Origin of the sequence: Bradyrhizobium sp. SZCCHNS3002, assembly GCF_032377435.1 — a bacterium.
GTDB lineage: Bacteria > Pseudomonadota > Alphaproteobacteria > Rhizobiales > Xanthobacteraceae > Bradyrhizobium.
This window is the reverse complement of record NZ_JAUHHY010000002.1, coordinates 233,471-258,336: the sequence shown is the minus strand read 5'-3', so window position 1 is coordinate 258,336 and position 24,866 is coordinate 233,471. Positions and strand designations below refer to the sequence as shown.

Below are 24,866 nucleotides of genomic sequence, written 5' to 3'. Positions count from 1 at the left end.
GCGCAAGCCGCCGTCCGGAGTGCACAATCCTGTGCAACGTCCAAATCCCGCCGATCTCTGATCAAAACGAGGGCAAGGCCGGCTGACGCCTGTACGTCTTGTGTCAAATGCCGTGCAGATTTTCGTGGACAGAGAGCCGTGCACGCGTCTGGCGCCGAGCATGTCTGTTCGGCGTGGTGCACGTCGGCAACGCTGATGCGATCAGAGTTTGATGTCGATCATGATGCTGTCGGCGTTGATGTGTTTTGCAAGGCAGCATGCTGCTTGAGACGACTGCCTTGAGATCGTGTCCAGATCGTGGTCTCGTGAAGGCGATCACCGATCTGCAGCTACTACTTGTGGGTTAGGATCATAAACCGTACAAATACGGGTGCCCAAAGCACCCGACGAGTATGGTATCATAAGACGCGCTTTCATTGTTTCTTCTCCTTTGCAAGAGCAATCGCCCATGGCCGAACAAACAACTTCCCGCGGTGAGATTTTTGTCGTCGATGACGACCCAGCCGTGCGCGACACCCTCTCGATGGTCTTGTCGGCAGGTGGGTATGAAGTGATCTGTTTTGCGGACGGCGCCGCGCTCCTGGCGGTGGCGCGGAGCAGGACACCGGCCTGCATCCTGCTCGATGTGCACATCCCCGGAAAGTCCGGTCTCGACATTCTCAGGGAATTGCACGGCGAGGACTATCCGGCTCCGATCTTCATGATCTCAGGCCAGGGCGACATCCCGATGGCCGTGAATGCGATCAAGAACGGGGCGCTCGACTTCATCGAGAAGCCGTTCCGCGGCAGTGAGATCGTGGCCCGTCTGAACGAGGCGATTGGCGCGTTCGCGCGGCGGCAGAAGGAGAATGCCTCGCCGAAGATCGGCTCGCTGCATTTCCCCGGCCGCGAGCCGCTGACGCGGCGCGAGCGCGAGGTCCTGGAACAGTTCACGGCGGGGGCCTCGAACAAGGAGGCGGGGCGCACGCTGGGCATCAGCCCGCGCACGATCGAGGATCACCGCGCCAACATCATGAAGAAGCTCGGTGCGCGCAACGCGGCCGATCTGATCCGCATCGTGATGACGGCGTCGCGCGCCAATTGAGCCGATGGCCGGGCCGCCCGCACGTGGCCGCGCTCTGGAGCAGCGGCAATCGCAGGCGCAGGCCGCGTCGGTCAGGCCGCATTGGTCAAGCCTCGCTTTTCAAGCCTCGGTCGCGGCGAGCGCCTTGCGGATCATCCTGGCCAGCTCGGATTTGCGGTACGGTTTCGGCAACAGAAGAATTCCTTCGTCGAGCCGGCCGTGATGCACCACGGCATTCTCGGTATAGCCGGAGGTGAACAGGACCCGCTGCGTGGGACGAAGCCGCTGGATCTCGGATGCGAGCTGGCGGCCGTTCATCGTCCCCGGCATGATGATGTCGGTGAAGAGTAGATCGAACGGCTCTCCGGCATTGGTGATCGCCAGCGCTTCGGCGGCATTGGCCGCCTCCAGCGTCGCGTAGCCCAGCGCATGGAGCTGGGCGAGAACGTAGCCGCGCACCAGCCGGTCGTCCTCCACCACCAGGATCGTCTCCTGGCCGCCCTGGATCGCCGGCGCGGCGCCCGATGGCTGCGTGATCGCTTCTTCGCTGCCCGGCGGCAGGTACATCCGGATCGTGGTGCCGTGGCCCTCTTCGCTGTAGATCCTGATGTGGCCGGCCGATTGCTTCACGAAGCCGTACACCATCGACAATCCGAGCCCCGTCCCCTTGCCCGGCCCCTTCGAGGTGAAGAACGGATTGAACACCTTGTCGATGATGGCGGCGGGAATGCCGCTGCCACTGTCGCTCACCGCGATCATCGCGTAGCGACCGGGCCGCACGTCGTCGTAGAGACTTGCGTAGTTCTCGTCGAGGTCGGCCCAGCCGGTCTCCAGGATGAGCTTGCCGCCATTCAGCATCGCGTCGCGGGCATTGAGCGCGAGGTTGATGACCGCCGTGGCGAGCTGGTTCGGATCGACATGCGCCACGCAGGTCTCGTCCTGGAAGACGGACTCGATCTCGATCTGCTCTCCGAGCGTCGGCCGCAGCAGCTTGGCCGTGTCGATCATCAGCGTGTTGACGTCGACCTCGCGCGGCTGCAGCGGCTGCCGGCGCGCAAAGGCGAGCAGATGCTGGGTGAGATCGGCCCCGCGCGCGGCGGCCTCGTCGATCATCCTGGTGATCGCGGCGAGCTGCGGCTCCTTGGCCACGGCCGCGGCGAGAATCTCGATCGTGCCGGTGATCACGGTGAGGATGTTGTTGAAGTCGTGTGCGATGCCGCCGGTGAGCTGGCCGATCGCCTCCATCTTCTCGGACTGGCGGATCCGTTCCTCGGTCGCGATCTTGTCGGTGAGGTCGCGGAAGAAGCCGTTCAGCACGACACCGTTGCGGGTCTTCAGCGCGGTCACGCTGAGCTCGGCCTTGAACTCGCGACCGTCGCGCCGCTTCACCATGACCTCGCGTCGGCGGCCGCCCCCGAGCGCGCTCGCTTGTCCGGTCATCAGGATACGGCCGAGCGCGGCGCGCAGCTCCTCGCCGACATCCCCGACCGTGATGACGTCGAAGACGTCCTTGCCGATGATCTCGGCGCGCGACCAGCCGAAGATCTTCTCGGCCTGGGAGTTCCAGTTGAGAATGGCGCCGTTGTCGTCGACCTGGACGAAGGCATCGAGCGCGGTCTCGATGATGTTGCGGGCGAGCTGTTCGCTTTCCCGCAGCGTCTCCTGCGCCAGCCGGCTCTCGGTCATGTCGCGGCCGATGAAGAAGTGGCGCTGCACCGGCTCCGACCAGTTCGAGGTCCAGGACAGCGTCACCACGCGGCCGTCCTTGTGGACGTAGCGGCAGTCGGAGGTGCGCGCCCGAAGGCCGAGGCGCGAGGCGCGCAGCTCCTCGCGTGCTTTGAGCAGATCGTCCGAGTGGATGAAATCCGCGCCGCTGCGGCCGATCATCTCGGCTGGCGTATAGCCGAGAATCGTCTCCACGCTCGGTGAGACCTGAATCAGGATGCCATTGCGGTCGGTGATGAGGATCAGGTCCTGCGACGTCTCGAAGATGCGCCGCCGCTCCTCGGTCTGCTGGCGCAGCGCCAGCTCGGTCCGGCGGCTCTCGGTGACGTCGCGTGCGATCTTGGAGGCGCCGATGATCTGGCCCGTCGGTGATTTGATCGGCGAGACGCTGAGCGAGACCTGGACCAGCTCACCGTCCTTGCGGATCCGCACCGTCTCGAAATGCTGGATCCGCTCGCCGCGCGCCACGCGCACGAGGAAGTCCTGGGCCTCGGGCATGCGCTCGGGCGGCACGAGGAAATCGGCAAGGCGGCCCACGGCCTCCTCGGCGGAGTAGCCCAGCATGGCCTCGGCTGCCGGATTCCAGGCGGTGATGGTGCCGTCCAGCGACAGCGTCACGATCGCGTCGTTCGACGATTCCACCGCGGCACTGTAGAGCCGTTCGCGGGCGGCGAAATGGTCGCGCGCCGCTTCGGTCAGGTAATGCTCCTGGACCTCGCGCTCGAGCTCGGCGGTCTTGGTGCGAACCTCGTCCAGCACGCGGGCGAAGGCCCGCGCCAGCACGCCGGTCTCGCCGACCGCCTCGAGCGGGATATTCACCGTCTCGCCGCGCCCCACGCCCTCGACGGCCTGGGTGAGCTGGTTGATCGGCCGCGTCAGCGAGCGCGCGACCACGAAGGCGAGCGCGGCCGCGCACAGCATTGCGATCAGGCCGACCTCGATCGCCGTCTTGCGGATGGCGAGGGCGGGCGCCATGAAGGCGGTGTTCGGGATCGTCTCGATCACCGCCACCCATTCCTGTCCTGCGAGCAGCGCCGGCGCGAAGGCGACGCCGCCGGGACGATCGGCCTCGTCGTGCAGGATCTGCGCGAAACCCTCGGCGCTGCCGGTTGCGCCTGCGAGCGTCGGAAAATCGTCCTGCCATCGCGTCGATCGGCCGCGTTTCGAGGCGAATTCCCGGTCTGATTCGGGATGGAAGAGATAGTCGCCGCGGGCGTTCACGACATAGAGCTGTGCGCCCGGGCGGGCCGCCGTGCGCAGATGCGCGAACACCGGGCGCATGTCGAGATCGACCATCAGGATCGCGAACGGCTTGCCGTCCGCCCCGAACACCGGCGTGCCGACGCACAGCATCGGCACGCCTGTCTTGGGGTCCGTCGTGTTGCCGTCGAGAATGATCGGCGACAGCCGGATGCCGCCGGGCGGCAGGCTCAGCGTCTCCTTGATGTAGTTGCGCTCGCCGCGCGTGATCAGCTCGTTCTCCGGAACGATCCGCACCGTGTTGCCCGGCCCGAGCCGGTCGACCCGGATCAGCTCGCGATAATCGTTCTCGATCCCGACCAGGCGGATCATCGCGTAGGTCTGCTTGGCCTGCAGCTCGGCGAAGTAGCGCGTTGCGACCCGCTCGCGCCACGACTGCGCCGGCAGCCCTTCGCGGGGATCGGGAGCCCCCGTCTTCAGTGTGCGTATCAACGTTGCCAGATTCGGCGAGGCGCGATAGCCGTTGATGTCGTTGCGGGCGCTGCCGACATAGTTTTCGAGCTCGGTCGCCATCAGGCGCGAATGCGACTCGATTCGATCGAGCGCGCGCGGCAACAGCGCCCGCTCGAGGCTGCGATAGCCGAGCCAGCCGACGGCGAACACCGCGATCGCGACCAGCAGGATCATCGCGATCGCCAGCCGCGTCGTCAGCGTGAGGCGCCCGCCGAACCGCGAAGCCTCGCTCGCGCGCTGCGCGCTGCTGAGCAGCAGCCCTTCGGTTCGGCCGTCAGGATTTCGGAACAGCATCTTGGCCTGGCCGGGGTCGAGTAGCCCGATCGCCTGCCGATGCCAGGCATTCGGAAACCATCGTCAGGAGGGCTGCCGGTTTGAACGGCTTGGGCAACGCGGAAACCGCTCCGAGCTTGGTGGCCATGGTAAGATAGTCGGGCTCAGACATCGAGGCCGGGGTGTGGGAACGTCCCGAGGTCATGATGATCGGAACACCCGGCGTGTGCCTGAGGATCATGCGCATCGCCTCCAGCCCGTCCATGCCCGGCATGAAGATGTCCAGGATCACCAGGTCAAAGCTCTCGCTCTTGAAGCGGACGAGCGCCTTCTGGCCGTCGCCGGCGATGCCGACGACGTGACCGGCCCGTTCGAGCACGCGCTGAATTGTCAGCTGCATGAGCGGATCGTCGTCCACGACCAGAATCTTCGCCACGCTCCGCATCTCCCGATTGGCTGGCAGCAAGACCAACGGTCAGTTGTAAGGTTTTGCCCAATTCGCGGCGCGCCGCAAGCGTTTCGCCGGACAAGTCACATGCAGGATGGGACGCGGGCAGACACCGCTGTTCCGGACGCGCCAATCGGGAGACAATCCGGGCGCCTTGCGTTGCGGGAGCGAGGCGTGTGCTCGAACGGCGTTCTTGCCTGCATTTGAGGCATTCGCGCCGTGGTTGTAAGGCTGGAACGCTTTCACATTCGATTAATCTGGGTGATGGACGATTTGCCAGGGCTCCTGTTTTGCTCGTATCGGCGTGCCACTAGCCGCTGAGATAGTCCGGCCAGCGGCCCCGAATGGTCGCGAGGTCGCTCAGCGTGCCGGTCAGGTGCTCGCGCAGATGCGTCTGCGCGTCGTCCGGGCGGCCCGCGGCGATCGCGTCGACGATCTGCTTGTGGTGGCGCAGGATCGTCTGCGCCTTGCCGGGGGACGGCAGATGCAGCCGGCGCAGCCGGTCGATGTGACCGCTGCGGCTCCGCACCAGGGTCCACAGCTCGTGCTTGTCCGCGGCGGTGTAGAGCCGCTCGTGGAATGCGTTGTCGACCACCGTGAATGACGCGAAGTCGCCGTCCCTGGCGAAGCGCCGCTGCTGGGCGATCAGCGCGTTCAGCTCGTCGATCGGGGCCGTCGCAGGCCGCAGCGCGAGCAGGCGCACGATCTCGAGCTCCAGCGCCTGGCGCAGGAACTGCGCCTGCTGCGCCCGACCAACATCGATGCGGCTGACCAGGGTCGCGTGCTGCGGGAACACGTCGACGAGGCCTTCTTCGGCGAGGCGCATCAGCGCGTCGCGGATCGGCGTCGAGCTGAGGCCGAACTCGGCCTGCAGCGCCGGCCGCGACAATGGTGCTCCCGGTGGCAGCGCCAGGGCGATGATCTGGTCGCGCAACCGCTCGAAGACCTGCGGTGCCGCGCGCCGGCTCGGATCGAGCCGTTCGGGCGGTAGAACCGCAGCAGGCGTCGCAGGCAATGCCATGGGGTCGGACGTCCGGCTCGAATGTCGCAGGGGGAGAACAGCCCTTGTCAGAGATGCACTAATGCATTAGTGCATCTCCCCGCCGGCCGTCAAGAAGGAGCCGGCACGCGAGGAGGGATGTCCCATGTTCGAGAAGTTCGCGCGCTCGGCCGCACGAGCCGCCGGCCTGCTGGCCGCGCTGCTGGTCGCGCCGGCCTGGAATGACGCCGCGCAGGCCCAGCAGAAGACCGAAATCTCGCTGTCGCGCCAGCCCGGCATCTTCTACATGCCGAGCCACATCATCGAGAAGAACAAGCTGATCGAGAAGCATGCTGCCGCGCTCGGCGTGCCCGGCGTCACCACCAAATGGCTGACCTTCTCCGGCGGCGGCGCGCAGACCGATGCGCTGCTGTCGGGCAGCGTCGACATCCTCAACACCGGCACCGGCAATCTGCTGCTGCTGTGGGATCGCACCCGCGGTGGCGTGAAGGGCATCGTCGCGACCTCGGCGCAGCCGATGACCCTGATCAGCCGCGATCCCAACATCAAGTCGATCAAGGATTTTGGCCCCAGCGACAAGATCGCGGTGCCGACCGTGAAGGTCTCGACCCAAGCCATCGTGCTGCAGATCGCGGCCGCCGAGGCGTTCGGCGCCGATCAGTGGAACAAACTCGACGCCAACACCGTGCAGCTCGGTCACCCCGACGCCTATACGGCGCTGTCGAATCCGCAGCACGAGGTGCACAATCATTTCTCGATCCCGCCCTACACGTTCCTCGAATTGAAGAACGTGCCCGGTGCGCATGTCGTGCTGAATTCGGCCGACGTGATGGGCGGGCCGCTCAGCCAGGCGCAGTTCTTCACCACGACGAAGTTCGCCGACGCCAATCCGAAGATCATCCAGGCGGTGCGCGACGCCACCAAGGAAGCGCAGGACTTCATCCGTAGCGATACGAAAGCGGCGGTTGATATCTACAAGGAGATCACCGGCGACAAGACCTCGGTCGAGGACCTGCTTGCCTGGCTCAAGGAGCCCGGCATGATGGAATGGAATCTGGAGCCGCAGGGCACGATGAAGTTCGCCGCCCATCTCGCCAAGATCGGCACCATCAAGACCCAGCCAAAGGCCTGGACCGACTATTATCTGCCGGTCGCGCATGATCTGAAGGGCAACTGATGTCCGCGCTGCTCGACGTCGATGGCGTCACCCTCCGCTACAAGACCTCCAGCGCGGTGATCACCGCGACGGAGCGGGTCGGCTTCTCCGTCGACCGCTCCGACCGCTTCGTGCTGCTGGGGCCGTCGGGATGCGGCAAGTCGACCTTGCTGAAGGCGGTCGGCGGCTACATCAAGCCGAGCGAAGGCCGGATGCGCATCAACGGCCGCGAGATCACCGGGCCCGGCGCCGACCGCATGATGATCTTCCAGGAGTTCGACCAGCTGCTGCCCTGGAAGACCGTGCTCGCCAACGTCATGTTTCCACTGCTGACGGCGCGACGCATGCCGCGCAAGGAGGCCGAGAGCCGCGCCCGCGCCTACATCGAAAAGGTCGGGCTGACGCGCGTCGTCGATGCCTATCCGCACACGCTGTCGGGCGGCATGAAGCAGCGCGTCGCAATTGCCAGGGGCATGGCGATGGAGCCGGACATCCTGCTGATGGACGAGCCGTTCGCGGCGCTCGATGCGCTGACGCGGCGGACCTGCCAGGACGAGCTGCTGCAGCTCTGGAATGAGACCAAGTTCACGGTGCTGTTCGTGACGCATTCGATCGCGGAGGCGATCAAGATCGGCAACCGCATCCTGCTGCTGTCGCCGCATCCCGGCCGGGTCAAGGCCGAGGTCATCGACGTCGACAAGGTGTCGGCCGAGGACGGCAGCGCGGCGCGCCTGGAGAAGCAGATCCATGATCTCTTGTTCTCCGAACCCGCAACGACGCATTGAGGACGGCGCCCATGGCTGAAGCCAAGATCATCCTGCGTGATACGTCGGCCGCGAGCGCCGCGCCTGCAGATGTCGCGCGCAAGCTCGGCGTGCTCGAGCTGCTGTGGAACGACGGCTTCGTGCGCAAGACCCTGATCATTGTCCTGCTCGCCGCGATCTGGCAGGCCTATGGCAGCTATCTCGACAATCCCCTGCTGTTCCCGACCTTCTCCGACACCATCGCGGCGCTGTGGGAGAAGGTCCGCGACGGCACCATTCCGATGCGCGTCTGGACCTCGCTGAAGGTGCTGTTCATGGGCTATGCCGCCGGCATCGTTCTCGCGGCGATCCTGACTGTGCTCGCGATCTCGACCCGCATCGGCACCGATTTCCTCGAGACGATCACGGCGATGTTCAATCCCTTGCCGGCGATCGCGCTGTTGCCGCTGGCCCTGATCTGGTTCGGGCTCGGCAGCGGCAGTCTCGTGTTCGTGCTGATCCATTCGGTGCTGTGGCCGGTCGCGCTCAACACCCATTCGGGCTTCAAGAGCGTGTCGAACACGCTGCGCATGGTCGGCCGCAACTATGGCCTCACCGGCTTCTCCTACGTGATCCGCATCCTGATCCCGGCGGCGTTCGGGGCCATCCTCACCGGCCTGAAGATCGGCTGGGCCTTTGCCTGGCGCACCCTGATTGCCGCGGAGCTGGTCTTCGGTGTCTCCTCTGGCCAGGGCGGTCTCGGCTGGTTCATCTTCGAGAACCGCAACCTGCTCGAAATCCCGGCGGTGTTCGCCGGCCTCCTGACCGTGATCCTGATCGGTCTCGTGGTCGAGAACCTGATCTTCCGGACCATCGAGCGCAAGACCGTGCTGACCTGGGGCACCCAATCATGAACGACCGCAAGCAACCCGATCAGCTGCGCAGCGCGCGCTGGTTCGCGCCCGACGATCTCCGCTCCTTCGGCCACCGCTCGCGGGTGATGCAGATGGGCTACGCCCAGGAGGAATGGAAGGGCCGCCCGGTCATCGCCATCGTCAACACCTGGTCGGATGCGCAGCCCTGCCACATGCACTTCAAGCAGCGCGTCGACGACGTCAAGCGCGGCGTGCTGATGGCCGGCGGCTTCCCGATCGAGCTGCCGGCGCTGTCGCTGTCGGAGTCGCTGTTGAAGCCGACCACGATGCTCTATCGCAACATGCTGGCGATGGATGTCGAGGAGCTCTTGCGCAGCCATCCCGTCGATGGCGTGGTACTGATGGGCGGCTGCGACAAGACCACGCCGGCGTTGCTGCTCGGCGCCACCAGCATGAACCTGCCGGCGATCTATCTTCCCGCGGGGCCGATGCTGCGCGGCAATTGGAAAGGCAAGACGCTCGGCTCCGGCTCCGACGCCTGGAAATACTGGGACGAGCGCCGCGCCGGCAAGCTGTCGGACGCCGACTGGAATGCGATGGAGGCGGGTATCGCCCGCAGCCACGGCACCTGCATGACCATGGGCACGGCGTCGACCATGACTGCGATCGCGGAAGCGATCGGCATGACCCTCCCGGGCGCCTCGTCGATCCCCGCCGCCGATGCCGAGCACATCCGGATGAGCTCGGAATGCGGCCGCCGCATCGTCGAGATGGTGTGGGAGGACCTGACGCCGTCGAAGATCCAGACCAAGGCCGCGTTCGAGAACGCGATCGCGGTGGCGATGGCAATGGGTTGCTCGACCAACGCCATCATCCATGTGATCGCGCAGGCGCGCCGCGCGGGTGCAGACATTGGCCTCGATGATTTCGAGGCCGCGAGCCGCAAGGTGCCGGTGCTCGCCAATGTGCGGCCGAGCGGCGACACCTATCTGATGGAGGACTTCTACTACGCCGGCGGCTTGCCGGGACTGATGAACCGGATGACGGAGCACCTCCATCTCGAATGCCTCACCGTCAACGGCCGTACGCTCGGTGACAACATCGCGGATGCCGGCGTCTACAACGACGACGTCATCCGTCCGCAGTCCAACCCGATCTACCGCGAGGGCGCACTCGCCGTGCTCAAGGGCAATCTTGCGCCGGACGGCTGCGTCATCAAGCCTTCGGCTTGCGAGTCACGCTTCCTCAAGCATACCGGCCCGGCGCTGGTGTTCGACGACTATCCGTCGATGAAGAAGGCGATCGACGATCCCGATCTCGATGTTACCGCTGATCATGTGCTGATCCTGCGCAATGCCGGGCCGCAGGGCGGCCCGGGCATGCCGGAATGGGGCATGCTGCCGATCCCGACCAAGCTGGTGAAGCAGGGCGTCCGCGACATGGTGCGCCTGTCGGACGCTCGCATGAGCGGCACCAGCTACGGCGCCTGCATCCTGCACGTATCGCCAGAGTCCTATATCGGCGGTCCCCTGGCGCTGGTGCGCAACGGCGATCTCATCACGCTCGACGTCGCCGCCCGCACCATCGATCTCGACGTTCCCGAGGACGAGCTGGCCCGCCGCCGTGCCGAATGGCAGCCGCCCACGCCGCGCTTCGAGCGCGGCTATGGCTGGATGTTCGCCCGCCACATCAGGCAGGCCAATGATGGCTGCGACTTCGACTTCCTGGAAACCGGCTTCGGCGCGCCGGTGGGCGAGCCGGCTATTTATTAGTTAGCGATTGTCGTTCCTAGGCAGGCGAAGCCTGAGTCTGGAACTTCGAGATTGGGATTCAAGCTATCACCGCAACAAAGGCGCGCTCCCTCCCCCCTTGTGGAGGAGGGCTGGGGAGGGGGTAGCCCCAAGCGACACCATTGATGTGGACCCCCACCCCCAACCCCTCCCCGTAAGGGGGAGGGAGCGCAGCGAGCAAGACCAAGACATGACCAGACTCAGCACCGCCACCCGCAACAAGCTCAAGACCGTCTCGACCGCGACCGTCGCCACCGCGCTGTTCAAGCGCGGCCTGCGCATCCAGTGCATCCAGAACATCCATCCGCTCAGCTCGGCGCAGCCGACCATGGTCGGCGAGGCCTTCACGCTGCGCTACATCCCGGCGCGCGAGGATCTCAACACGATCGAGGTGTTTCGCGACCGCGGCCATCCGCAGCGCAAGGCCGTCGAGGATTGTCCGCCCGGCGCCGTGCTGGTGATGGACAGCCGCAAGGACGCGCGCGCTGCTTCGGCCGGCGCGATCCTGGTCAGCCGGCTGCAGCAGCGCGGCGTCGCCGGCGTCGTCACCGACGGCGGCTTCCGTGATGCCGCCGACATCGCGAGACTCGGCATCCCCGCCTTCCACCAGCGCCCGAGCGCGCCGACCAATCTCACCTTGCATCATGCCATCGAGATCAATGGCCCGATCGCCTGCGGCGACGCCCCGGTGTTTCCCGGCGACGTCATCCTCGGCGATTCCGACGGCGTCATCGTCATCCCAGCCCATCTCGCCGACGAGATCGCGGACGAGACGTTCGAGATGACCGCGTTCGAGGATTTCGTTGCCGAGGAAGTTGCCAAGGGCCGCTCGATCCTCGGCCTCTATCCGGCAACCGACCCGCAGACGCCCGCCGACTTCGCGGCATGGCGCGCGAAGAACAACAGGTAGCCGCTCCAAATTCCAGTGTCGTCCCTGCGAACGCAGGGACGACACCGTTGTTGTGGCGCGAGCGTACCACAAAGCGCCGAAAATGCCCGCCCATCCAGCGAGAGCTGCAAGCCTGACATGCGGCTGAATCGCCACGTGCGCTGTTGACCGGGCGCTCCGCGCTGGTCACGGTGGCCGGCCCTCATAGCCGCTCCGTGCCCCATGCTCTCCATCGCCTCCCTCTGGATTCCCTTCACCCTGGTCGCCGCCGCCGGCCAGGTCGCGCGCAACGCGATGCAGCGGTCGCTGACGGCGAAGCTCGGTACCTGGGGTGCGACCAATATCCGCTTCCTGTTCGGCTTTCCGTTCTCGCTGGTGTTCCTGACCGTGGTGCTGCTGGCCACCGGCGACCATCTGCCATGGCCGCCTGCTGTGTTCTGGCCGTGGCTGCTGCTCGGCGCGCTCAGCCAGATCATCGCCACCGGGCTGATGCTGCTGGCGATGACCGATCGCTCGTTCGTCGTCACCACCGCCTATCTGAAGACCGAGGCGATCCAGACCGCGATCTTCGGCTTCATCTTCCTCGGTGATCCGCTCTCGCTGCCGAAGCTGGTCGCCATCCTGATCGCCACCATCGGCGTCGTTATCACCGCGCTGCGTCCCGGTGGCGAGAAGGGCTTCGCAGAGTTGAAGCCGACGGTGACCGGACTGGTCGCAGCCGCCGCGTTCGCCTTGTCGGCCGTCGGCTTCCGCGGTGCCATCATCACCGTCGACGGCGTCTCCTTCGTCACGGCGGCGTCCTACACGCTGGTCTGGGGCCTGTTCGTGCAGACGGCGCTCCTCACCGTCTATCTGCTGGCGCGCGCCCCCGGCATCCTGCGCGGGATCCTGTCGCTGTGGCGGCCGTCGATGATGGCCGGCTTCGTCGGCGCCTTCGCGTCGCAATTCTGGTTCCTGGCGTTTGCGCTGACCGCGGCCGCCAATGTCCGCACGCTGGCGCTGATCGAGGTGCTGTTCGCGCAAGGCGTGTCGTACTACTCGTTCAAGCAGCCGGTTTCGCTGCGCGAGATCGGCGGCATCGCGCTGATCGTCGCCGGGGTGGCGCTGCTGATCGCGGTGTAGTCAACCCTTGAGCGCGATCAGCACGGCACCGGCCGCGATCAGCGCGATGCCGATCCAGCCCTGGGGACTCGGTCGCTCGCCGAGAAACACGGCCCCGAACAAGGCGACCAGCACGACGCTGAGCTTGTCGATCGGCGCGACCAGCGTCGCCGGCCCGAGCTTCAGGGCGCGGAAATAGCACAGCCACGAGGCGCCGGTGCCGAGCGCCGACAGCGTCAGGAAGAGCCAGCTCTTCATCGAGATCGGGCCGGGGCTCGTCAGCTGGCCGGTCGCGAACAGGATCAGCGCCAGCGTCACCAGCACGATCGCGGTGCGGATCAGCGTGGCGAGATCGGAGTTGAGACCCTCGACGCCAACCTTGGCGAAGATCGCGGTCAGCGCCGCGAACAGCGCGGAAAGCAGAGCCCAGAGCTGCCAGGAGGCGGAGAGGGGAGACATGTCATCTCTCGGAGGAAGGGTCGCAGTGCATGTCGAGACATTTCAACCGTCATTGCGAGCGCAGCGAAGCAATCCAGGGCTGTAGGTGGGACTCTGGATTGCTTCGCTGCGTTCGCAATGACGGAGAGGTTGCCGAGATCGTGCGCGCATCACTGGCAGGCTCTCGCCGAAGAACGCGCCGAGCCTGTCAATTCCGGTCGTCCGGCAGCACCGGGATCGGCGCGACCTCGATGCCTTCCTCGATCAGCTCGCGGGCCTCGTCGAGCGAAGCCTCGCCATAGATCGGCCGGTGCTCGGTCTCGCCATAATGCATCTTGCGCGCTTCCGTCGGGAAACGCTCGCCGACGTCGTCGGCGTTCTTGACGATGTGGTCGCGCAGCTCCTTGAGCTTGGCGCGCAGCTCGCGCTCCTGCGCCATCATCAGCGACGTCGATCCGGGCGGAATGACCTCCTGAGCGGGCGTCGGTACCGGAGCAGGCGCGGCAGGCACGGGCGCCGCGTCGCGGCCCTTCTTGCTGACGATGCGCGGCGCCATGATGGCCTTCTCGACCTTGGTCGAGCCGCAGGCCGGGCATTCCACCAGCTTGCGTTTCACCTGCGAATCGTAGGCCGAGGAGCTCTGGAACCAGCTTTCGAACGTGTGGTCACGCTCGCAGCGCAGCGCATAGCGGATCATGCCGAGCCCCGCACCAGGTGCAGATAGTCCGGGCCCGCGTTGGGGTCGGCGATGCCGAAGCGGCGGCCGTGCTGCAGCGAAGGAATGGTCTGGCGCACGCTCTCGACCCGCGCGGGATCGATCCGCGCCATGATGACGCCGGGCTCGACGCCACCCTCGGCGAGAATCTCGCCCCAGGGATCGATGATCAGCGAGTGTCCGAAGGTCTCGCGCTTGTTCTCGTGCAGGCCGCACTGGGCGGCGGCAAATACGAAGCAGCCGGTCTCGATGGCGCGGGCGCGCAGCAGCGTGTGCCAGTGCGCCTCGCCGGTCTTGCGGGTGAAGGCGGAGGGCACGCTGATGAACGAGGCGCCGCTCTCGGCCAGCGCACGATACAGCGCCGGGAAGCGCACGTCGTAGCAGATCGTGAGCCCCAGACGGCCCCAGGGCAGATCCGAGATCACGGCCGTCTCGCCCGGCTGATAATTGGCGGATTCGCGATAGCTCTCGCCGCCGGGCAGGTCGATGTCGAACATGTGGATCTTGTCGTAGCTCGCCAGCACGTTGCCGTCGGGCCCGATCAGGAACGAGCGGTTCACGGCCTTGTCTGCCGAGAAGCGCAGCGCCAGCGATCCGATGTGCAGATGGATGCCCAGCTCCTTCGCGAGTGCCTGATAGGCCTTCAGCGAGGGATCGTCCGCCTCGCTCTTGAGCTGCTCGAACAGCGCCGTCCGGTTGAGCTGCATCATGTTGCTCACTTCCGGCGTCTGGACGTACTCCGCGCCCTGCGCGACCGCTTCCCGGATCAGCCTGGTGCCCTGCTCGAGGCTCGGCTCGGGTAGGAGCGAGGTGCGCATCTGCACCATGGCGGCGGTAAAGCTGCGGTCGTTGCTCATGATGTCGCCTTGTCTCCCGCCAGCATCGCGTCGAGCCTGCCCTCGCGATCGAGCGCATAGAGATCGTCGCAGCCGCCGACATGGGTGTGGCCGATGAAGATCTGCGGAAAGGTCGAGCCCGGGCCGACACGATCATACATCTTCTGCCGAACCGTCGGATCCTTGCCCGCGTCGTGTTCGGTAAAGGCAACGTTCTTGCGGGTCAGGAGCGATTTGGCGGCCGTGCAGTAGCCGCACCCCGGACGGGTATAGATTTCGATCGCAGCGGTCATGTCGCGCTCAGCTGTTTCGGAACGACAGATTATATGGGGGCGCGGGGGGCATCGACAACCCGGGCGAAGACCAGCACGCTGACCTCGGCCGCCTTGGCGCGCAGCAGAGCGCGGGCGCAGGCATCCACCGTCGCGCCGGTGGTCAGCACGTCGTCGACGATCACGATGCGGCGCCCCTGCACGTCATGCAGGCGGTCTGAAGATACCTGGAATGCGCCCTGCACATTGCTGGCGCGCTGGGCGCGCGACAAGCCGACCTGCTGCTCGGTGGCGCGGACACGGCGCAGCGTATCGCCGCTCATTCGGACGCGGCTACAGCGGGCGACCACCCGGGCAAGGGCGCCGGACTGGTTATAGCGGCGGGAAAAGCCGCGCCGCCAATGCAGGGGCACGGGGACCACGAGGTCGGCTTCGGCCAGCAGCTCACGGCCGGCGCGGGCCATCCAGCGTCCCATGATCGGCGCCAGATCGGTGCGATCCTGATATTTCAGCTGATGCACCAGGGTGCGTGCGACCTCGTCATAGCGCACCGCCGCGCGGGCGCGGGCGTAAGCCGGCGGCGCCGCGATCGCTTCCATCGACAGCAGCTCGGGGCCGGGATCGTAGACGAAGGGGATGCCGAGCTTCGGGCAATACGGCCGCTCGATGAACGATAATTTGCCCCAGCAGGCGGCGCACACGCCCTCGCCGTCGACCGGCGCGCGGCAGGCGATGCACAGTGTGGGGAGCGCGACGTCGAGTGCGAGCTTCGCGACATGCGCGAGACCGCCGTGCAGCGCGCCTACGGCTGCACGAAGTCGTCCGACGCTGATTGGAGCAAACGTCACGCCCATGTGTTGAGGCTAGCGTCGCAACCCGCGCCGCTCAAGCGGCGCATTGCCCGGCCACCAGGATCGGCGTAACCAGCCCCGATGACCCAGCCCGCGACAGCTCCCATTCTGTTCGACCGTCCCCTGCTTGCGCAGCGGCAGCGGCGGGCTGCGGGCGCGCCCGAGACGTTCCTGCTGGAGCGCGTCGCCGAGGACATCGCGGACCGCCTCGCCGCGGTGAACCGGTCGTTCGATGCGGCCGCCGATATCTGGACGCCCGGCGCCGGTTTGGCGCCACATCTCACAGGCGGTGTTGCGCAACTGGCCCATCTGGCGGCGCCCGCCACGGCGGATGAGACGCTGCCGCTGGCGCCGCAATCGCTCGATCTGGCGCTGTCGGCGCTGGCGTTCCAATTCGTCAATGACCTGCCCGGCCTGCTGGTGCAGGTTCGCCGGGCCTTGCGCCCAGATGGTCTGCTGCTTGCGGCGATGATCGGCGGCGATACGCTGGCCGAGCTCCGGCAATCCTTCGCGGCCGCCGAGGCCGAATGCGAGGGCGGTGTGTCGCCGCGTGTCGTCCCGTTCGCCGATCTGCGCGATGTCGGCGGGCTGTTGCAGCGTGCCGGCTTCGCGCTGCCGGTCACCGACGTCGACCGGGTCGTGGTGCGCTATGCCAGTGCGTTCGGCCTGATGCAGGATCTCCGCCGCATGGGCGCGACCAACAGTCTGGTCGAGCGCCGCCGCACGCCGCTGCGTCGTGCGACCTTGCTGCGAATGGCCGAAATCTATGCCGAGCGCTTCGCCGATCCCGACGGCCGCATCCGCGCCACTTTCGACATCATCTGGATCTCCGGCTGGGCGCCGCACGAAAGCCAGCAGAAGCCGCTGAAGCCGGGCTCGGCGACAGCGAGCCTGGAGGCCGCGGTGAAGCGGAGCCAGGGAGCCGGTGATCGCGAGTAAGCAGACTCGTCATCGCCGGGCTTGACCCGGCGATCCATCCTCTTCGAGAGTCTTCGGAAGAGGATGGATGCGCGGATCAAGTCCGCGCATGACGAGTGAGGTTGGGCGCCGTCCCAGCTACATCAATAAATCAATCAGATGCGGCAGCAGCGGAATGTCCGCGGGCGGCATCGGATAGTCGCGCAGCTTGTTCGGCCGCACCCAGGCCAGTTGCTGGCCCTCGCGCGCGGTCACCAGGCCTTCCCAGCGCCGGCAGATGTAGAGCGGCATCAGCAGATGGAACGTCTCATAGGCGTGGCTGGCAAAGGTCAGCGGTGCGAGGCAGGCCTCGCGCACGGTGATGCCGAGCTCCTCGTCGAGTTCGCGGATCAGGCTCGCTTCGGGGCGCTCACCCGGCTCGAGCTTGCCGCCGGGAAACTCCCAGAGTCCCGCGAGCGTCTTGCCGGGCGGCCGCTGCGCCAGCAGCACACGATTATCGGCGTCGACGAGCGCGCAGGCGACGACGAGCGTGAGTTTCAGGTCGGGCATGATCCGATCGGTTGCGAGAGGGATGCGCCGGTCCGAGAACCAGGCACGCTGTTGAGGGAATTTTAACCTAGGCCGTTTCGCGCCCCGTTTCCACGGTTGAAATAAGCCAACCTTAATGGCCGGCCGCGTATTTTCACGGGTGAACGCCGTGGCCTCCTCATGGTTTGTTAGGCATCATTCATGCGAATTCTATCTAGCCTGCTCGGCCGCCTGCGCCGCGACGTCAGCGGCAACGTCGCAGTGACGTTCGCGATCGTCTGCGTTCCGCTGATCACCGCGGTCGGCTGCGGCGTCGACTACAGCCGCGCCAACCAGATGCGCGCCAAGCTGCAGGCGGCGGTCGACGCTGCCTCGGTCGGCGCAGTGTCCCGCACCGCGCCGGCCTTCATCGCCGCGGGCACGATGACCTCGGACGGCGTGATTGCCGCCGGCAACGACGACGCGGCAAAGATCTTCAACGGCAACATGTCCGGCACGTCGGGCTATACGCTGACCAGCCTGACGCCGGAGGTGAAGAAGGCCGGCTCGGTGCTGACCGCCACCGTGTCGTTCTCGGCCACCGTGCCGATGATGTTCATGAACATCGTCGGGTTCAAGACCCTGGCCCTGCAGGGCTCGTCGACGGCCAAGGCTTCGATGCCGCGATACATCGATTTCTACCTGCTGCTCGACAATTCGCCGTCGATGGGCGTGGCGGCGACGCCGGCGGACGTGACCAAGATGGTCAATGCGACCTCCGACAAATGCGCCTTCGCCTGCCACGACTACAACGACGCCAACAACTACTACAACCTCGCCAAGACGCTCAACGTCACCACCCGGATCGACGTGCTGCGCAACGCCACCCAGCAGCTGATGGACACGGCGCAGCAGACGCAGACCTATACGAACCAGTTCCGCATGGCGATCTATGATTTCGGCGCGGCGTCGAAGACGATCGGATTGCGGGCGCTGTTTTCGCTGTCGTCGAGCCTGTCCAGCGCCAAGAGCGCCGCCGGCAACATCGACCTGATGGGCGTCTACGGCAACAATGACGCCTACACCGCCGACAAGGATACGCCGTTCACCTCGGTATTCCCGGCCATCAACAACGAGATCGCGACGCCCGGCGACGGCACCACCGGCTCGCCGCTGAAATACCTGTTCTTCGTCTCCGACGGGGTCGCGGACGAGAGCAACGCGTCCTGCCTGAAGCCCAAGGCCAGCGGCAATCGCTGCCAGTCGCCGATCAATCCGGCGCTCTGCACCACGCTCAAGAACCGCGGCATCAAGATCGCCGTGCTCTATACCACCTATCTGCAGCTGCCGACCAACAGCTGGTACATGAGCTGGATCGATCCTTTCAACAAAGGACCGTTCGGTCCGTCGCCGAACAGCGAGATCGCGCAGAAGATGCAGGCCTGCGCCTCAGACGGCTTCTACTTCGAGGTCTCGCCGACCCAGGGCATCGCCGAGGCGATGAAGGCCCTGTTCCAGAAGGCGGTCGCCGACGCACGGATCGCGAGCTGATCAAAACGCCCCCCGGAAGCGCGCCGGCATTTGCGCGCTTCCTTGCCGCGGTCGGTTGCGGAATCAGGACCGGTAGTCGCCGTTGATCGCGACATACTCCTTGGTGAGATCGCAGGTCAGCACGCGGTCGCGGCCCTTGCCGAGGCCGAGCGCGACCTTGATCTGCACCTTCTGCGCCTTCATCGCCTCGGAGACTTCCGCCTCGTCATAGGACGGATCGCGCGCGCCCTTGGAGGCGACGCGGATGCCGTTGAACGAGATCGAGAGCTTGTCGCGATCGGCCGGCTCGCCGGCCTTGCCGACCGCCATCACCACGCGGCCCCAGTTGGCGTCCTCGCCGGCGATCGCGGTCTTCACCAGCGGCGAGTTGGCGATCGACATGGCGATCTTGCGCGCCGACGGCTTGCTCTTGGCGCCCTCGACGATGATCTCGACCAGCTTGCGGGCGCCCTCGCCGTCGCGCGCGACCTGCTCGGCGAGGTCGGCCAGCACGGCGTTGAACGCCTTGACGAATGCTTTGGCGCGCGGATCGCTGGCGCGGCTGATCTTCGGCGCGCCCTTCGCCGCGGCGGCGCCGGTGGCGAAGGCGAGCAGGGTGTCGGAGGTCGAGGTATCGCCGTCGATCGTCACCGCGTTGAAGGTGTCCTCGACGCCGGCCTTGAGCAGCGCCTGCAGTGCGGGGGCCGTGATCGGCGCATCAGTGAAGATGAACGACAGCATTGTCGCCATGTCTGGCGCGATCATGCCGGCGCCCTTGGCCATGCCGTTGATCGTCACCCTGGCCTTGCCGAGCTTCACGGTGGCGGTCGCCACCTTCGGGAAGGTGTCGGTGGTCATGATGGCGCGCGCCGCGCCCATCCAGTCCTCAGGCGCCGCGGTGCCGGCCAACCCTTCGAGCACGCCGTCGAATTTGGTCGCATCCAGCGGCTCGCCGATCACGCCGGTCGAGGCCAGGAAGATCTCGTCCTGCTTGCAGCCGACCGCCTTGGCGGCGATGGCCGCCGTCAGCGCCGTCGACTGCTTGCCGGTCTTGCCGGTGAAGGCGTTGGCGTTGCCGGAGTTCACCACCAGCGCGCGCGCCTTGCCGCCCTTCAGCTTGGCCCGGCACCATTCGACCGGCGCCGACGGGCATTTCGACAGCGTGAACACGCCGGCCACCGTGGTGCCGGGATCGACCAGCGCCAGCAGCACGTCGGTACGGTTCTTGTAGCGGATGCCGGCCGCCGCAGTCGCGAGCTTGACGCCCGCGACGGCGGGCATGTCGGGGATTTCGGTCGGGGCGAGCGGGGAGACGGCTGAGGACATCGGAGAGGCTTCCGGCAGGATGAGCGGGAAGCGCTCTGTATCATCTCAGTCGGCGTTGTGGGAGTAGATGCGCTCCCAATACTCCGCTGTCATCCCCGCGAACGCGGGGATCCATAACCACAGGGCGTTGTTGTAAGGCTCGGTACTGGCCACGTGCCTGTTCCACAGATCACGCGGTAGGGGTCCCGGCGTTCGCCGGGACGACACCTTTTGTGACGCGACGGTGACGGCTCTCTTTTGAGATGGCGCCGTCGCGTCTCAAGCCAAGTGGCGATGCCGCTTACTTCTTCGCCGGCTCGGCCGGCTTCGCATCGGCGGGCTTGGCATCCGCCGGCTTGGCCGTGTCGGTCGCGGCCGGCTTGTCCAGGCGCTCGATCTTGGCGGCCTCGCGCAGCTTGCCGACGTAGTCGGCCTGCGCCTTGCGGGTGACGTAGGTCTCGATCTGGCCCTTGACCTGGTCGAACTCCGGCGGCTTGCGGCTGCGCTTTTCCTCGACCTTGATGACGTGCCAGCCGAACTGGGTCTTCACCGGATCGGAGATCTTGCCCGGCTCCAGCGAGAAGGCGACGTTGGCGAATTCCGGCACCATCTGCTCCTTGGTGAAGAAGCCGAGGTCGCCGCCGTCCGAGGCGCCGGGATCCTTGGACTTCTTCTTGGCGAGCTCGGCGAAATCGGCACCCTTGGCGAGCTCGGCCTTGACGGCCTTGGCCTCGTCCTCGGTCTCCACCAGAATGTGGCGGGCGTGGACCTCCTGTTCGCCGCCGATCTGCTTGGCGGCTTCCTCATAGACCTTCTTCATCGCGTCCGGCGTGGTCGCGGCCTTGCCCTCGGTGGCGAGCAGGCTGTCCATCAGCAGCCGGTTGCGGGTGAAGGCGAGGCGCTTCTTGAACTCCTCGGTGTCGGCGACCTTCTTGTCCTCGGCCGCCTTGGCGACCAGCTTCATGTCGATCAGGAACGACAGCACGTTCTCGTCCTTGGTCGCCGGATCCATCTGCGCGAGGCTCTGTCCGAGCTCCTCCTCGGCGAGCGTCACGTCGCTCTTGCGGATCTCGGCGCCGTTCACCTTGGCCAGCACCGGGTTGGCATCGTCGGCGGCGCGTGCGGGCGCGGCAAGCAGGGACAACGCGAGACTTCCGGCGAGAGCGGTGGCAAGGCCGAGGCGCAGGCCGGTTTTCGTAACCGGGAACGACGTGGTCATGGAAAATCCTTGTTGAGAAGAGGGGGCTCGAGGGGGAGGCCTCAGGGCGGCCGGGACACTCGCCCAATCGCCGGGCCTTGGCAACGCGAAAAGTCTGTCAATTTCGTGAAATCGGCGACATGTTGGCGGCGACGGCCCGCCGTCGGGCGCCGTTGACAACGTTCCCCCCCAGCCATATCTCTCCCCGGTCGCTTCAAGGGCGATAGCGCTTATTTTGCTGCGTTTTTGGCCGTTGAACCCTGGTTTGCCTGTCTCCCACTCATCTGGCGGACGCCGCCCGGCGCCGAAGGTCGAGGCTGGCGCGGGTGCTGCGGTGCATCACGTCGGGAACAGCAAACCCAAACCACGAGTTACGGCTGCTACGCAGACCCCATAGAGGCAGGATTTCAGCAATGATCGGCGCGCTCGCCCGTAAGCTATTCGGCTCCGCCAACGACCGTCGCGTCAAGGGCTACCAGTCCCGTGTCAACGCCATCAACGCGCTGGAGCCGGAGCTCGCCAAGCTGACCGACGAGCAGCTCAAGGCGCGCACCGAGGAGTTCAAGACGCAGCTCGCCGACGGCAAGACGCTCGACGACCTCCTGGTCCCGGCCTTCGCCACCGTCCGCGAGGCCTCCAAGCGCACCCTCGGCCAGCGCCATTTCGACGTCCAGCTGATCGGCGGCATGGTGCTGCACGAGGGCGACATCGCCGAGATGAAGACCGGCGAAGGCAAGACCCTGGTGGCGACCCTCGCGGTCTACCTCAACGCGCTCGCCGGCAAGGGCGTCCACGTCGTGACGGTGAACGACTACCTCGCCCGCCGCGACGCCGGCTGGATGAGCCAGATCTACGGCTTCCTCGGCCTGACCACCGGCGTGATCGTGCACGGCCTCGACGATGCCGAGCGCAAGGCGGCCTATGCCTGCGACATCACCTACGGCACCAACAACGAATACGGCTTCGACTATCTGCGCGACAACATGAAGTACCGGCTGGAGGACATGGTCCAGCGCGGGCACTATTTCGCGATCGTCGACGAGGTGGACTCGATCCTGATCGACGAGGCGCGCACGCCGCTGATCATCTCCGGCCCGCTCGACGATCGCTCGGAGTTCTACAACACCATCGACACCTTCGTGCCGAAGCTCGACAAGACCGACTACGAGGTCGACGAGAAGCAGCGCACGGTGACGCTCACCGAAGCCGGCATGGAGAAGATCGAGACCCTGCTGCGTGACGCCGGCCAGCTCAAGGGCGACTCGCTCTACGACGTCGAGAACGTCTCCGTCGTCCATCACATCAACCAGGCGCTGCGCGCACACACGCTGTTCACCCGCGACAAGGACTACATCGTCCGCGACGGCGAGGTCGTGATCATCGACGAATTCACCGGCCGCATGATGCCGGGCCGGCGCTATTCGGAAGGCCTGCACCAGGCGCTCGAAGCCAAGGAGCATCAGCCGGTTCAGCCCGAGAACCAGACGCTGGCCTCGATCACCTTCCAGAACTACTTCCGCATGTACGCCAAGCTCGCCGGCATGACCGGCACGGCCGCCACCGAGGCCGACGAGCTGTTCGACATCTACAAGCTCGAGGTGCTGGAGATCCCGACCAACCTGCCGGTCGCGCGTCTCGACGAGGATGACGAGGTCTATCGCACCCAGCAGGAGAAATACGCCGCGATCCTCGCCGAGATCGAGCGAGCGAATTCGCGCCTGCAGCCGGTGCTGGTCGGCACCGCCTCGATCGAGAAGTCCGAGGTGCTGGCCGCCTATCTCAAGCAGCACGGCTACAAGCAGATCGATTTCGGCAGCGAGCGCGCGCTCGACAAGCTCTATGCTGCGGCCCGCGCCGGCAAGCCGGCCAAGCTGTTCGCAGTGCTGAACGCGCGCTTCCACGAGCAGGAAGCCTACATCGTGGCGGAAGCCGGCGTGCCCGGCGCGATCACGATCGCGACCAACATGGCCGGCCGCGGCACCGACATCAAGCTCGGTGGCTCCTTGGAGATGCGCATCCAGCAGGAGACCGGTGGCATTACTGATGAGGCCGAGAAGGCCGCCAAGATCGAGCAGATCAAGGCCGACATCGCCCGTTTCCGCGAGATCGTGCTGAAGGCCGAGGAGACGGTCGAGATCGAGCCGGCCAAGGGCTCGAAGCCTGCCAAGACCGTGACCAAGCCGGGCGGCCTCTACATCATCGGTTCCGAGCGGCACGAATCCCGCCGCATCGACAACCAGTTGCGCGGCCGCTCCGGCCGTCAGGGCGACCCCGGCCGCTCCAAGTTCTTCCTGTCGCTGGAAGACGATTTGATGCGGATCTTCGGGTCCGACCGGCTCGACAGCATGCTGACCCGGCTCGGCCTGAAGGAAGGCGAGGCCATCATCCATCCCTGGATCAACAAGGCGCTGGAGAAGGCGCAGCAGAAGGTCGAGGCGCGCAACTTCGACATCCGCAAGAACCTCCTGAAGTTCGACAACGTCCAGAACGACCAGCGCAAGGTGATCTTCGACCAGCGCGTCGAGCTGATGCAGGACGAGAGCGTGGTCGAGACCATCACCGACATGCGCCACGCCTTCATCGACGACCTCGTCGCCAAGCACGTGCCGGAGCACGCCTATGCCGAGCAGTGGGACGTGACCGGGCTGAAGGAGGAGCTGAAGCGCGTGCTCGATCTCGACCTGCCGGTCGAGGACTGGGCCAAGGAAGAGGGCATCGCCGACGAGGAGCTGCTCAAGCGCATCGAGACCCACGCCGATGAGCGCATGGCCGCCAAGGTTGCGCAATGGGGCCCCGACGTGATGCGCTACGTCGAGAAGACGATCCTCTTGCAGACGCTGGACCATCTCTGGCGCGAGCACCTGGTGATGCTCGATCATCTGCGCCAGGTCATCGGCTTGCGCGGCTACGGCCAGCGCGATCCGTTGCAGGAGTACAAGTCGGAAGCCTTCACGCTGTTCGAGGCCATGATCGCGCATCTGCGCGAGGCCGTCACCGCGCAGCTGATGCGGGTCGAGATCGTGCCGCCGGAGGAGCAGCAGCAGGTGCTGCCGCCGATGCAGGCGCACCACGCGGATCCCAACACCGGCGAGGACGAAATGGCCTTCGCCAACGTGTCGCTCGTGCCGTCGTCAGGTGCAGCCCCGGTCCCGGCCGAAGCGCGCAACCCGAACGACCCCGCCACCTGGGGCAAGATCGGCCGCAACGAGGATTGCCCGTGCGGCTCGGGCAAGAAGTACAAGCACTGCCACGGAAAGTACGCGTAGGCGCGGGTCTGCGCGCGGCAGTCTCTCCATCGTCGTTGCGAGCGAAGCGAAGCAATCCAGAGTCCCGCCCGCGACTCTGGATTGCCTCGCAGCGCTCGCAATGACGCTGTTGATCGAGCTGTGTGCCGAACCCACCGCCGTCATCCCGGCGAACGCCGGGATCCATAACCGCAGGCCGGCGTGCTTGCGCACACTGCTCGCTCCAGCATGCCGCCTCACACCTGCTGGCAGCATGGGGCTGAGATCAGCGCACG

21 protein-coding genes are annotated in these 24,866 nt (G+C 66.0%); 10 read left to right on the top strand and 11 right to left on the bottom strand.

The features are described from left to right. The first annotated feature begins 448 nt into the window (after window positions 1–448). Window positions 449–1,084: a response regulator transcription factor gene (locus QW845_RS05560; protein WP_315717165.1), complete on the top strand. Its 636-nt coding sequence runs from the start codon at window positions 449–451 to the stop codon at window positions 1,082–1,084. 99 nt (window positions 1,085–1,183) lie between these two features. Here the strand turns inward: QW845_RS05560 and QW845_RS05555 are convergent, their stop codons facing one another. The 3 genes from QW845_RS05555 to QW845_RS05545 all read right to left on the bottom strand — a co-directional run bounded on the left by QW845_RS05555 (window position 1,184) and on the right by QW845_RS05545 (window position 6,243). Then, window positions 1,184–4,795: a PAS domain S-box protein gene (locus QW845_RS05555; RefSeq protein ID WP_315800630.1), complete on the bottom strand. Its 3,612-nt coding sequence runs from the start codon at window positions 4,793–4,795 to the stop codon at window positions 1,184–1,186. Then, complete coding sequence (locus QW845_RS05550) at window positions 4,776–5,210, bottom strand: response regulator (RefSeq protein ID WP_315800629.1); 435 nt, start codon at window positions 5,208–5,210, stop codon at window positions 4,776–4,778. The genes QW845_RS05555 and QW845_RS05550 overlap by 20 nt, the downstream gene beginning before the upstream one ends. A gap of 322 nt (window positions 5,211–5,532) precedes the next feature. Then, entirely contained in the window at window positions 5,533–6,243 is a 711-nt protein-coding gene (locus tag QW845_RS05545) for a GntR family transcriptional regulator (RefSeq protein ID WP_315800628.1), read from the bottom strand. Window positions 6,244–6,367: 124 nt separating this feature from the next. On the opposite strand from QW845_RS05545, the gene QW845_RS05540 reads away from it, so the two are divergent. The 6 genes from QW845_RS05540 to QW845_RS05515 all read left to right on the top strand — a co-directional run bounded on the left by QW845_RS05540 (window position 6,368) and on the right by QW845_RS05515 (window position 12,797). Further along, window positions 6,368–7,399: an ABC transporter substrate-binding protein gene (locus tag QW845_RS05540; RefSeq protein WP_315800627.1), complete on the top strand. Its 1,032-nt coding sequence runs from the start codon at window positions 6,368–6,370 to the stop codon at window positions 7,397–7,399. Then, the gene (locus QW845_RS05535; protein WP_315800626.1) at window positions 7,399–8,163 is read left to right on the top strand and encodes an ABC transporter ATP-binding protein; all 765 of its coding nucleotides are present in this window, start codon (window positions 7,399–7,401) and stop codon (window positions 8,161–8,163) included. The genes QW845_RS05540 and QW845_RS05535 overlap by 1 nt, the downstream gene beginning before the upstream one ends. An 11-nt stretch (window positions 8,164–8,174) precedes the next feature. Next, on the top strand, window positions 8,175–9,035 hold the full coding sequence (locus tag QW845_RS05530; RefSeq protein WP_315800625.1) for an ABC transporter permease: 861 nt from the start codon (window positions 8,175–8,177) through the stop codon (window positions 9,033–9,035). Then, window positions 9,032–10,768, top strand: a complete 1,737-nt coding sequence (gene araD / locus QW845_RS05525) for an L-arabinonate dehydratase (RefSeq protein WP_315800624.1) — start codon at window positions 9,032–9,034, stop codon at window positions 10,766–10,768. The genes QW845_RS05530 and araD overlap by 4 nt, the downstream gene beginning before the upstream one ends. A gap of 208 nt (window positions 10,769–10,976) precedes the next feature. Then, window positions 10,977–11,696 (top strand): ribonuclease activity regulator RraA, encoded by a 720-nt coding sequence (locus QW845_RS05520; protein WP_315800623.1) that lies wholly within the window; start codon window positions 10,977–10,979, stop codon window positions 11,694–11,696. A gap of 201 nt (window positions 11,697–11,897) precedes the next feature. Further along, entirely contained in the window at window positions 11,898–12,797 is a 900-nt protein-coding gene (locus QW845_RS05515; protein ID WP_315800622.1) for an EamA family transporter, read from the top strand. Here the strand turns inward: QW845_RS05515 and QW845_RS05510 are convergent, their stop codons facing one another. The 5 genes from QW845_RS05510 to QW845_RS05490 all read right to left on the bottom strand — a co-directional run bounded on the left by QW845_RS05510 (window position 12,798) and on the right by QW845_RS05490 (window position 15,891). Next, on the bottom strand, window positions 12,798–13,235 hold the full coding sequence (locus QW845_RS05510; RefSeq protein ID WP_315800621.1) for an EamA family transporter: 438 nt from the start codon (window positions 13,233–13,235) through the stop codon (window positions 12,798–12,800). It lies immediately after the preceding gene. A gap of 187 nt (window positions 13,236–13,422) precedes the next feature. After that, entirely contained in the window at window positions 13,423–13,911 is a 489-nt protein-coding gene (locus QW845_RS05505) for a DUF1178 family protein (protein WP_315800620.1), read from the bottom strand. After that, the gene (locus QW845_RS05500; protein ID WP_315800619.1) at window positions 13,908–14,786 is read right to left on the bottom strand and encodes a carbon-nitrogen hydrolase family protein; all 879 of its coding nucleotides are present in this window, start codon (window positions 14,784–14,786) and stop codon (window positions 13,908–13,910) included. Before QW845_RS05500 ends, QW845_RS05505 begins: the two co-directional genes overlap by 4 nt. Then, the gene (gene grxC / locus QW845_RS05495) at window positions 14,783–15,058 is read right to left on the bottom strand and encodes a glutaredoxin 3 (protein WP_315800618.1); all 276 of its coding nucleotides are present in this window, start codon (window positions 15,056–15,058) and stop codon (window positions 14,783–14,785) included. The genes QW845_RS05500 and grxC overlap by 4 nt, the downstream gene beginning before the upstream one ends. Before the next feature lie 29 nt (window positions 15,059–15,087). Beyond that, window positions 15,088–15,891, bottom strand: a complete 804-nt coding sequence (locus tag QW845_RS05490; RefSeq protein WP_315800617.1) for a ComF family protein — start codon at window positions 15,889–15,891, stop codon at window positions 15,088–15,090. A 78-nt stretch (window positions 15,892–15,969) separates the two neighbouring features. Here QW845_RS05490 and QW845_RS05485 point away from each other — a divergent pair, with 78 nt between their 5' ends. After that, window positions 15,970–16,827 carry a methyltransferase domain-containing protein gene (locus QW845_RS05485; protein WP_315800616.1) on the top strand — a complete coding sequence of 286 codons (858 nt, stop codon included), beginning with the start codon at window positions 15,970–15,972 and terminating at the stop codon, window positions 16,825–16,827. A gap of 117 nt (window positions 16,828–16,944) precedes the next feature. Here QW845_RS05485 and QW845_RS05480 read toward each other — a convergent pair whose 3' ends face one another. Then, the gene (locus QW845_RS05480) at window positions 16,945–17,355 is read right to left on the bottom strand and encodes a (deoxy)nucleoside triphosphate pyrophosphohydrolase (protein ID WP_315800615.1); all 411 of its coding nucleotides are present in this window, start codon (window positions 17,353–17,355) and stop codon (window positions 16,945–16,947) included. A gap of 180 nt (window positions 17,356–17,535) precedes the next feature. Between QW845_RS05480 and QW845_RS05475 the strand changes: the two genes are divergently transcribed. Beyond that, the gene (locus tag QW845_RS05475) at window positions 17,536–18,864 is read left to right on the top strand and encodes a TadE/TadG family type IV pilus assembly protein (RefSeq protein ID WP_315800614.1); all 1,329 of its coding nucleotides are present in this window, start codon (window positions 17,536–17,538) and stop codon (window positions 18,862–18,864) included. Between the two features lie 63 nt (window positions 18,865–18,927). Here QW845_RS05475 and argJ read toward each other — a convergent pair whose 3' ends face one another. Together argJ and QW845_RS05465 are read right to left on the bottom strand one after the other, a co-directional pair. Further along, on the bottom strand, window positions 18,928–20,169 hold the full coding sequence (gene argJ / locus QW845_RS05470; RefSeq protein ID WP_315800613.1) for a bifunctional glutamate N-acetyltransferase/amino-acid acetyltransferase ArgJ: 1,242 nt from the start codon (window positions 20,167–20,169) through the stop codon (window positions 18,928–18,930). 280 nt (window positions 20,170–20,449) lie between these two features. Beyond that, window positions 20,450–21,367 carry a peptidylprolyl isomerase gene (locus QW845_RS05465; protein WP_315800612.1) on the bottom strand — a complete coding sequence of 306 codons (918 nt, stop codon included), beginning with the start codon at window positions 21,365–21,367 and terminating at the stop codon, window positions 20,450–20,452. Window positions 21,368–21,759: 392 nt separating this feature from the next. Here QW845_RS05465 and secA point away from each other — a divergent pair, with 392 nt between their 5' ends. Then, the gene (gene secA / locus QW845_RS05460; protein WP_315800611.1) at window positions 21,760–24,612 is read left to right on the top strand and encodes a preprotein translocase subunit SecA; all 2,853 of its coding nucleotides are present in this window, start codon (window positions 21,760–21,762) and stop codon (window positions 24,610–24,612) included. The last annotated feature ends 254 nt before the right edge of the window (window positions 24,613–24,866 follow it).

Coding starts and splice junctions, on each gene's coding strand:
- QW845_RS05560 (WP_315717165.1), top strand. CDS start 449: ATGGCCGAACAAACAACTTCCCGCGGTGAGATTTTTGTCGTCGATGAC.
- QW845_RS05555 (WP_315800630.1), bottom strand. CDS start 4,795: ATGCTGTTCCGAAATCCTGACGGCCGAACCGAAGGGCTGCTGCTCAGC.
- QW845_RS05545 (WP_315800628.1), bottom strand. CDS start 6,243: ATGGCATTGCCTGCGACGCCTGCTGCGGTTCTACCGCCCGAACGGCTC.
- QW845_RS05540 (WP_315800627.1), top strand. CDS start 6,368: ATGTTCGAGAAGTTCGCGCGCTCGGCCGCACGAGCCGCCGGCCTGCTG.
- QW845_RS05535 (WP_315800626.1), top strand. CDS start 7,399: ATGTCCGCGCTGCTCGACGTCGATGGCGTCACCCTCCGCTACAAGACC.
- QW845_RS05530 (WP_315800625.1), top strand. CDS start 8,175: ATGGCTGAAGCCAAGATCATCCTGCGTGATACGTCGGCCGCGAGCGCC.
- araD (WP_315800624.1), top strand. CDS start 9,032: ATGAACGACCGCAAGCAACCCGATCAGCTGCGCAGCGCGCGCTGGTTC.
- QW845_RS05520 (WP_315800623.1), top strand. CDS start 10,977: ATGACCAGACTCAGCACCGCCACCCGCAACAAGCTCAAGACCGTCTCG.
- QW845_RS05515 (WP_315800622.1), top strand. CDS start 11,898: ATGCTCTCCATCGCCTCCCTCTGGATTCCCTTCACCCTGGTCGCCGCC.
- QW845_RS05510 (WP_315800621.1), bottom strand. CDS start 13,235: ATGTCTCCCCTCTCCGCCTCCTGGCAGCTCTGGGCTCTGCTTTCCGCG.
- QW845_RS05505 (WP_315800620.1), bottom strand. CDS start 13,911: ATGATCCGCTATGCGCTGCGCTGCGAGCGTGACCACACGTTCGAAAGC.
- QW845_RS05500 (WP_315800619.1), bottom strand. CDS start 14,786: ATGAGCAACGACCGCAGCTTTACCGCCGCCATGGTGCAGATGCGCACC.
- grxC (WP_315800618.1), bottom strand. CDS start 15,058: ATGACCGCTGCGATCGAAATCTATACCCGTCCGGGGTGCGGCTACTGC.
- QW845_RS05490 (WP_315800617.1), bottom strand. CDS start 15,891: ATGGGCGTGACGTTTGCTCCAATCAGCGTCGGACGACTTCGTGCAGCC.
- QW845_RS05485 (WP_315800616.1), top strand. CDS start 15,970: ATGACCCAGCCCGCGACAGCTCCCATTCTGTTCGACCGTCCCCTGCTT.
- QW845_RS05480 (WP_315800615.1), bottom strand. CDS start 17,355: ATGCCCGACCTGAAACTCACGCTCGTCGTCGCCTGCGCGCTCGTCGAC.
- QW845_RS05475 (WP_315800614.1), top strand. CDS start 17,536: ATGCGAATTCTATCTAGCCTGCTCGGCCGCCTGCGCCGCGACGTCAGC.
- argJ (WP_315800613.1), bottom strand. CDS start 20,169: ATGTCCTCAGCCGTCTCCCCGCTCGCCCCGACCGAAATCCCCGACATG.
- QW845_RS05465 (WP_315800612.1), bottom strand. CDS start 21,367: ATGACCACGTCGTTCCCGGTTACGAAAACCGGCCTGCGCCTCGGCCTT.
- secA (WP_315800611.1), top strand. CDS start 21,760: ATGATCGGCGCGCTCGCCCGTAAGCTATTCGGCTCCGCCAACGACCGT.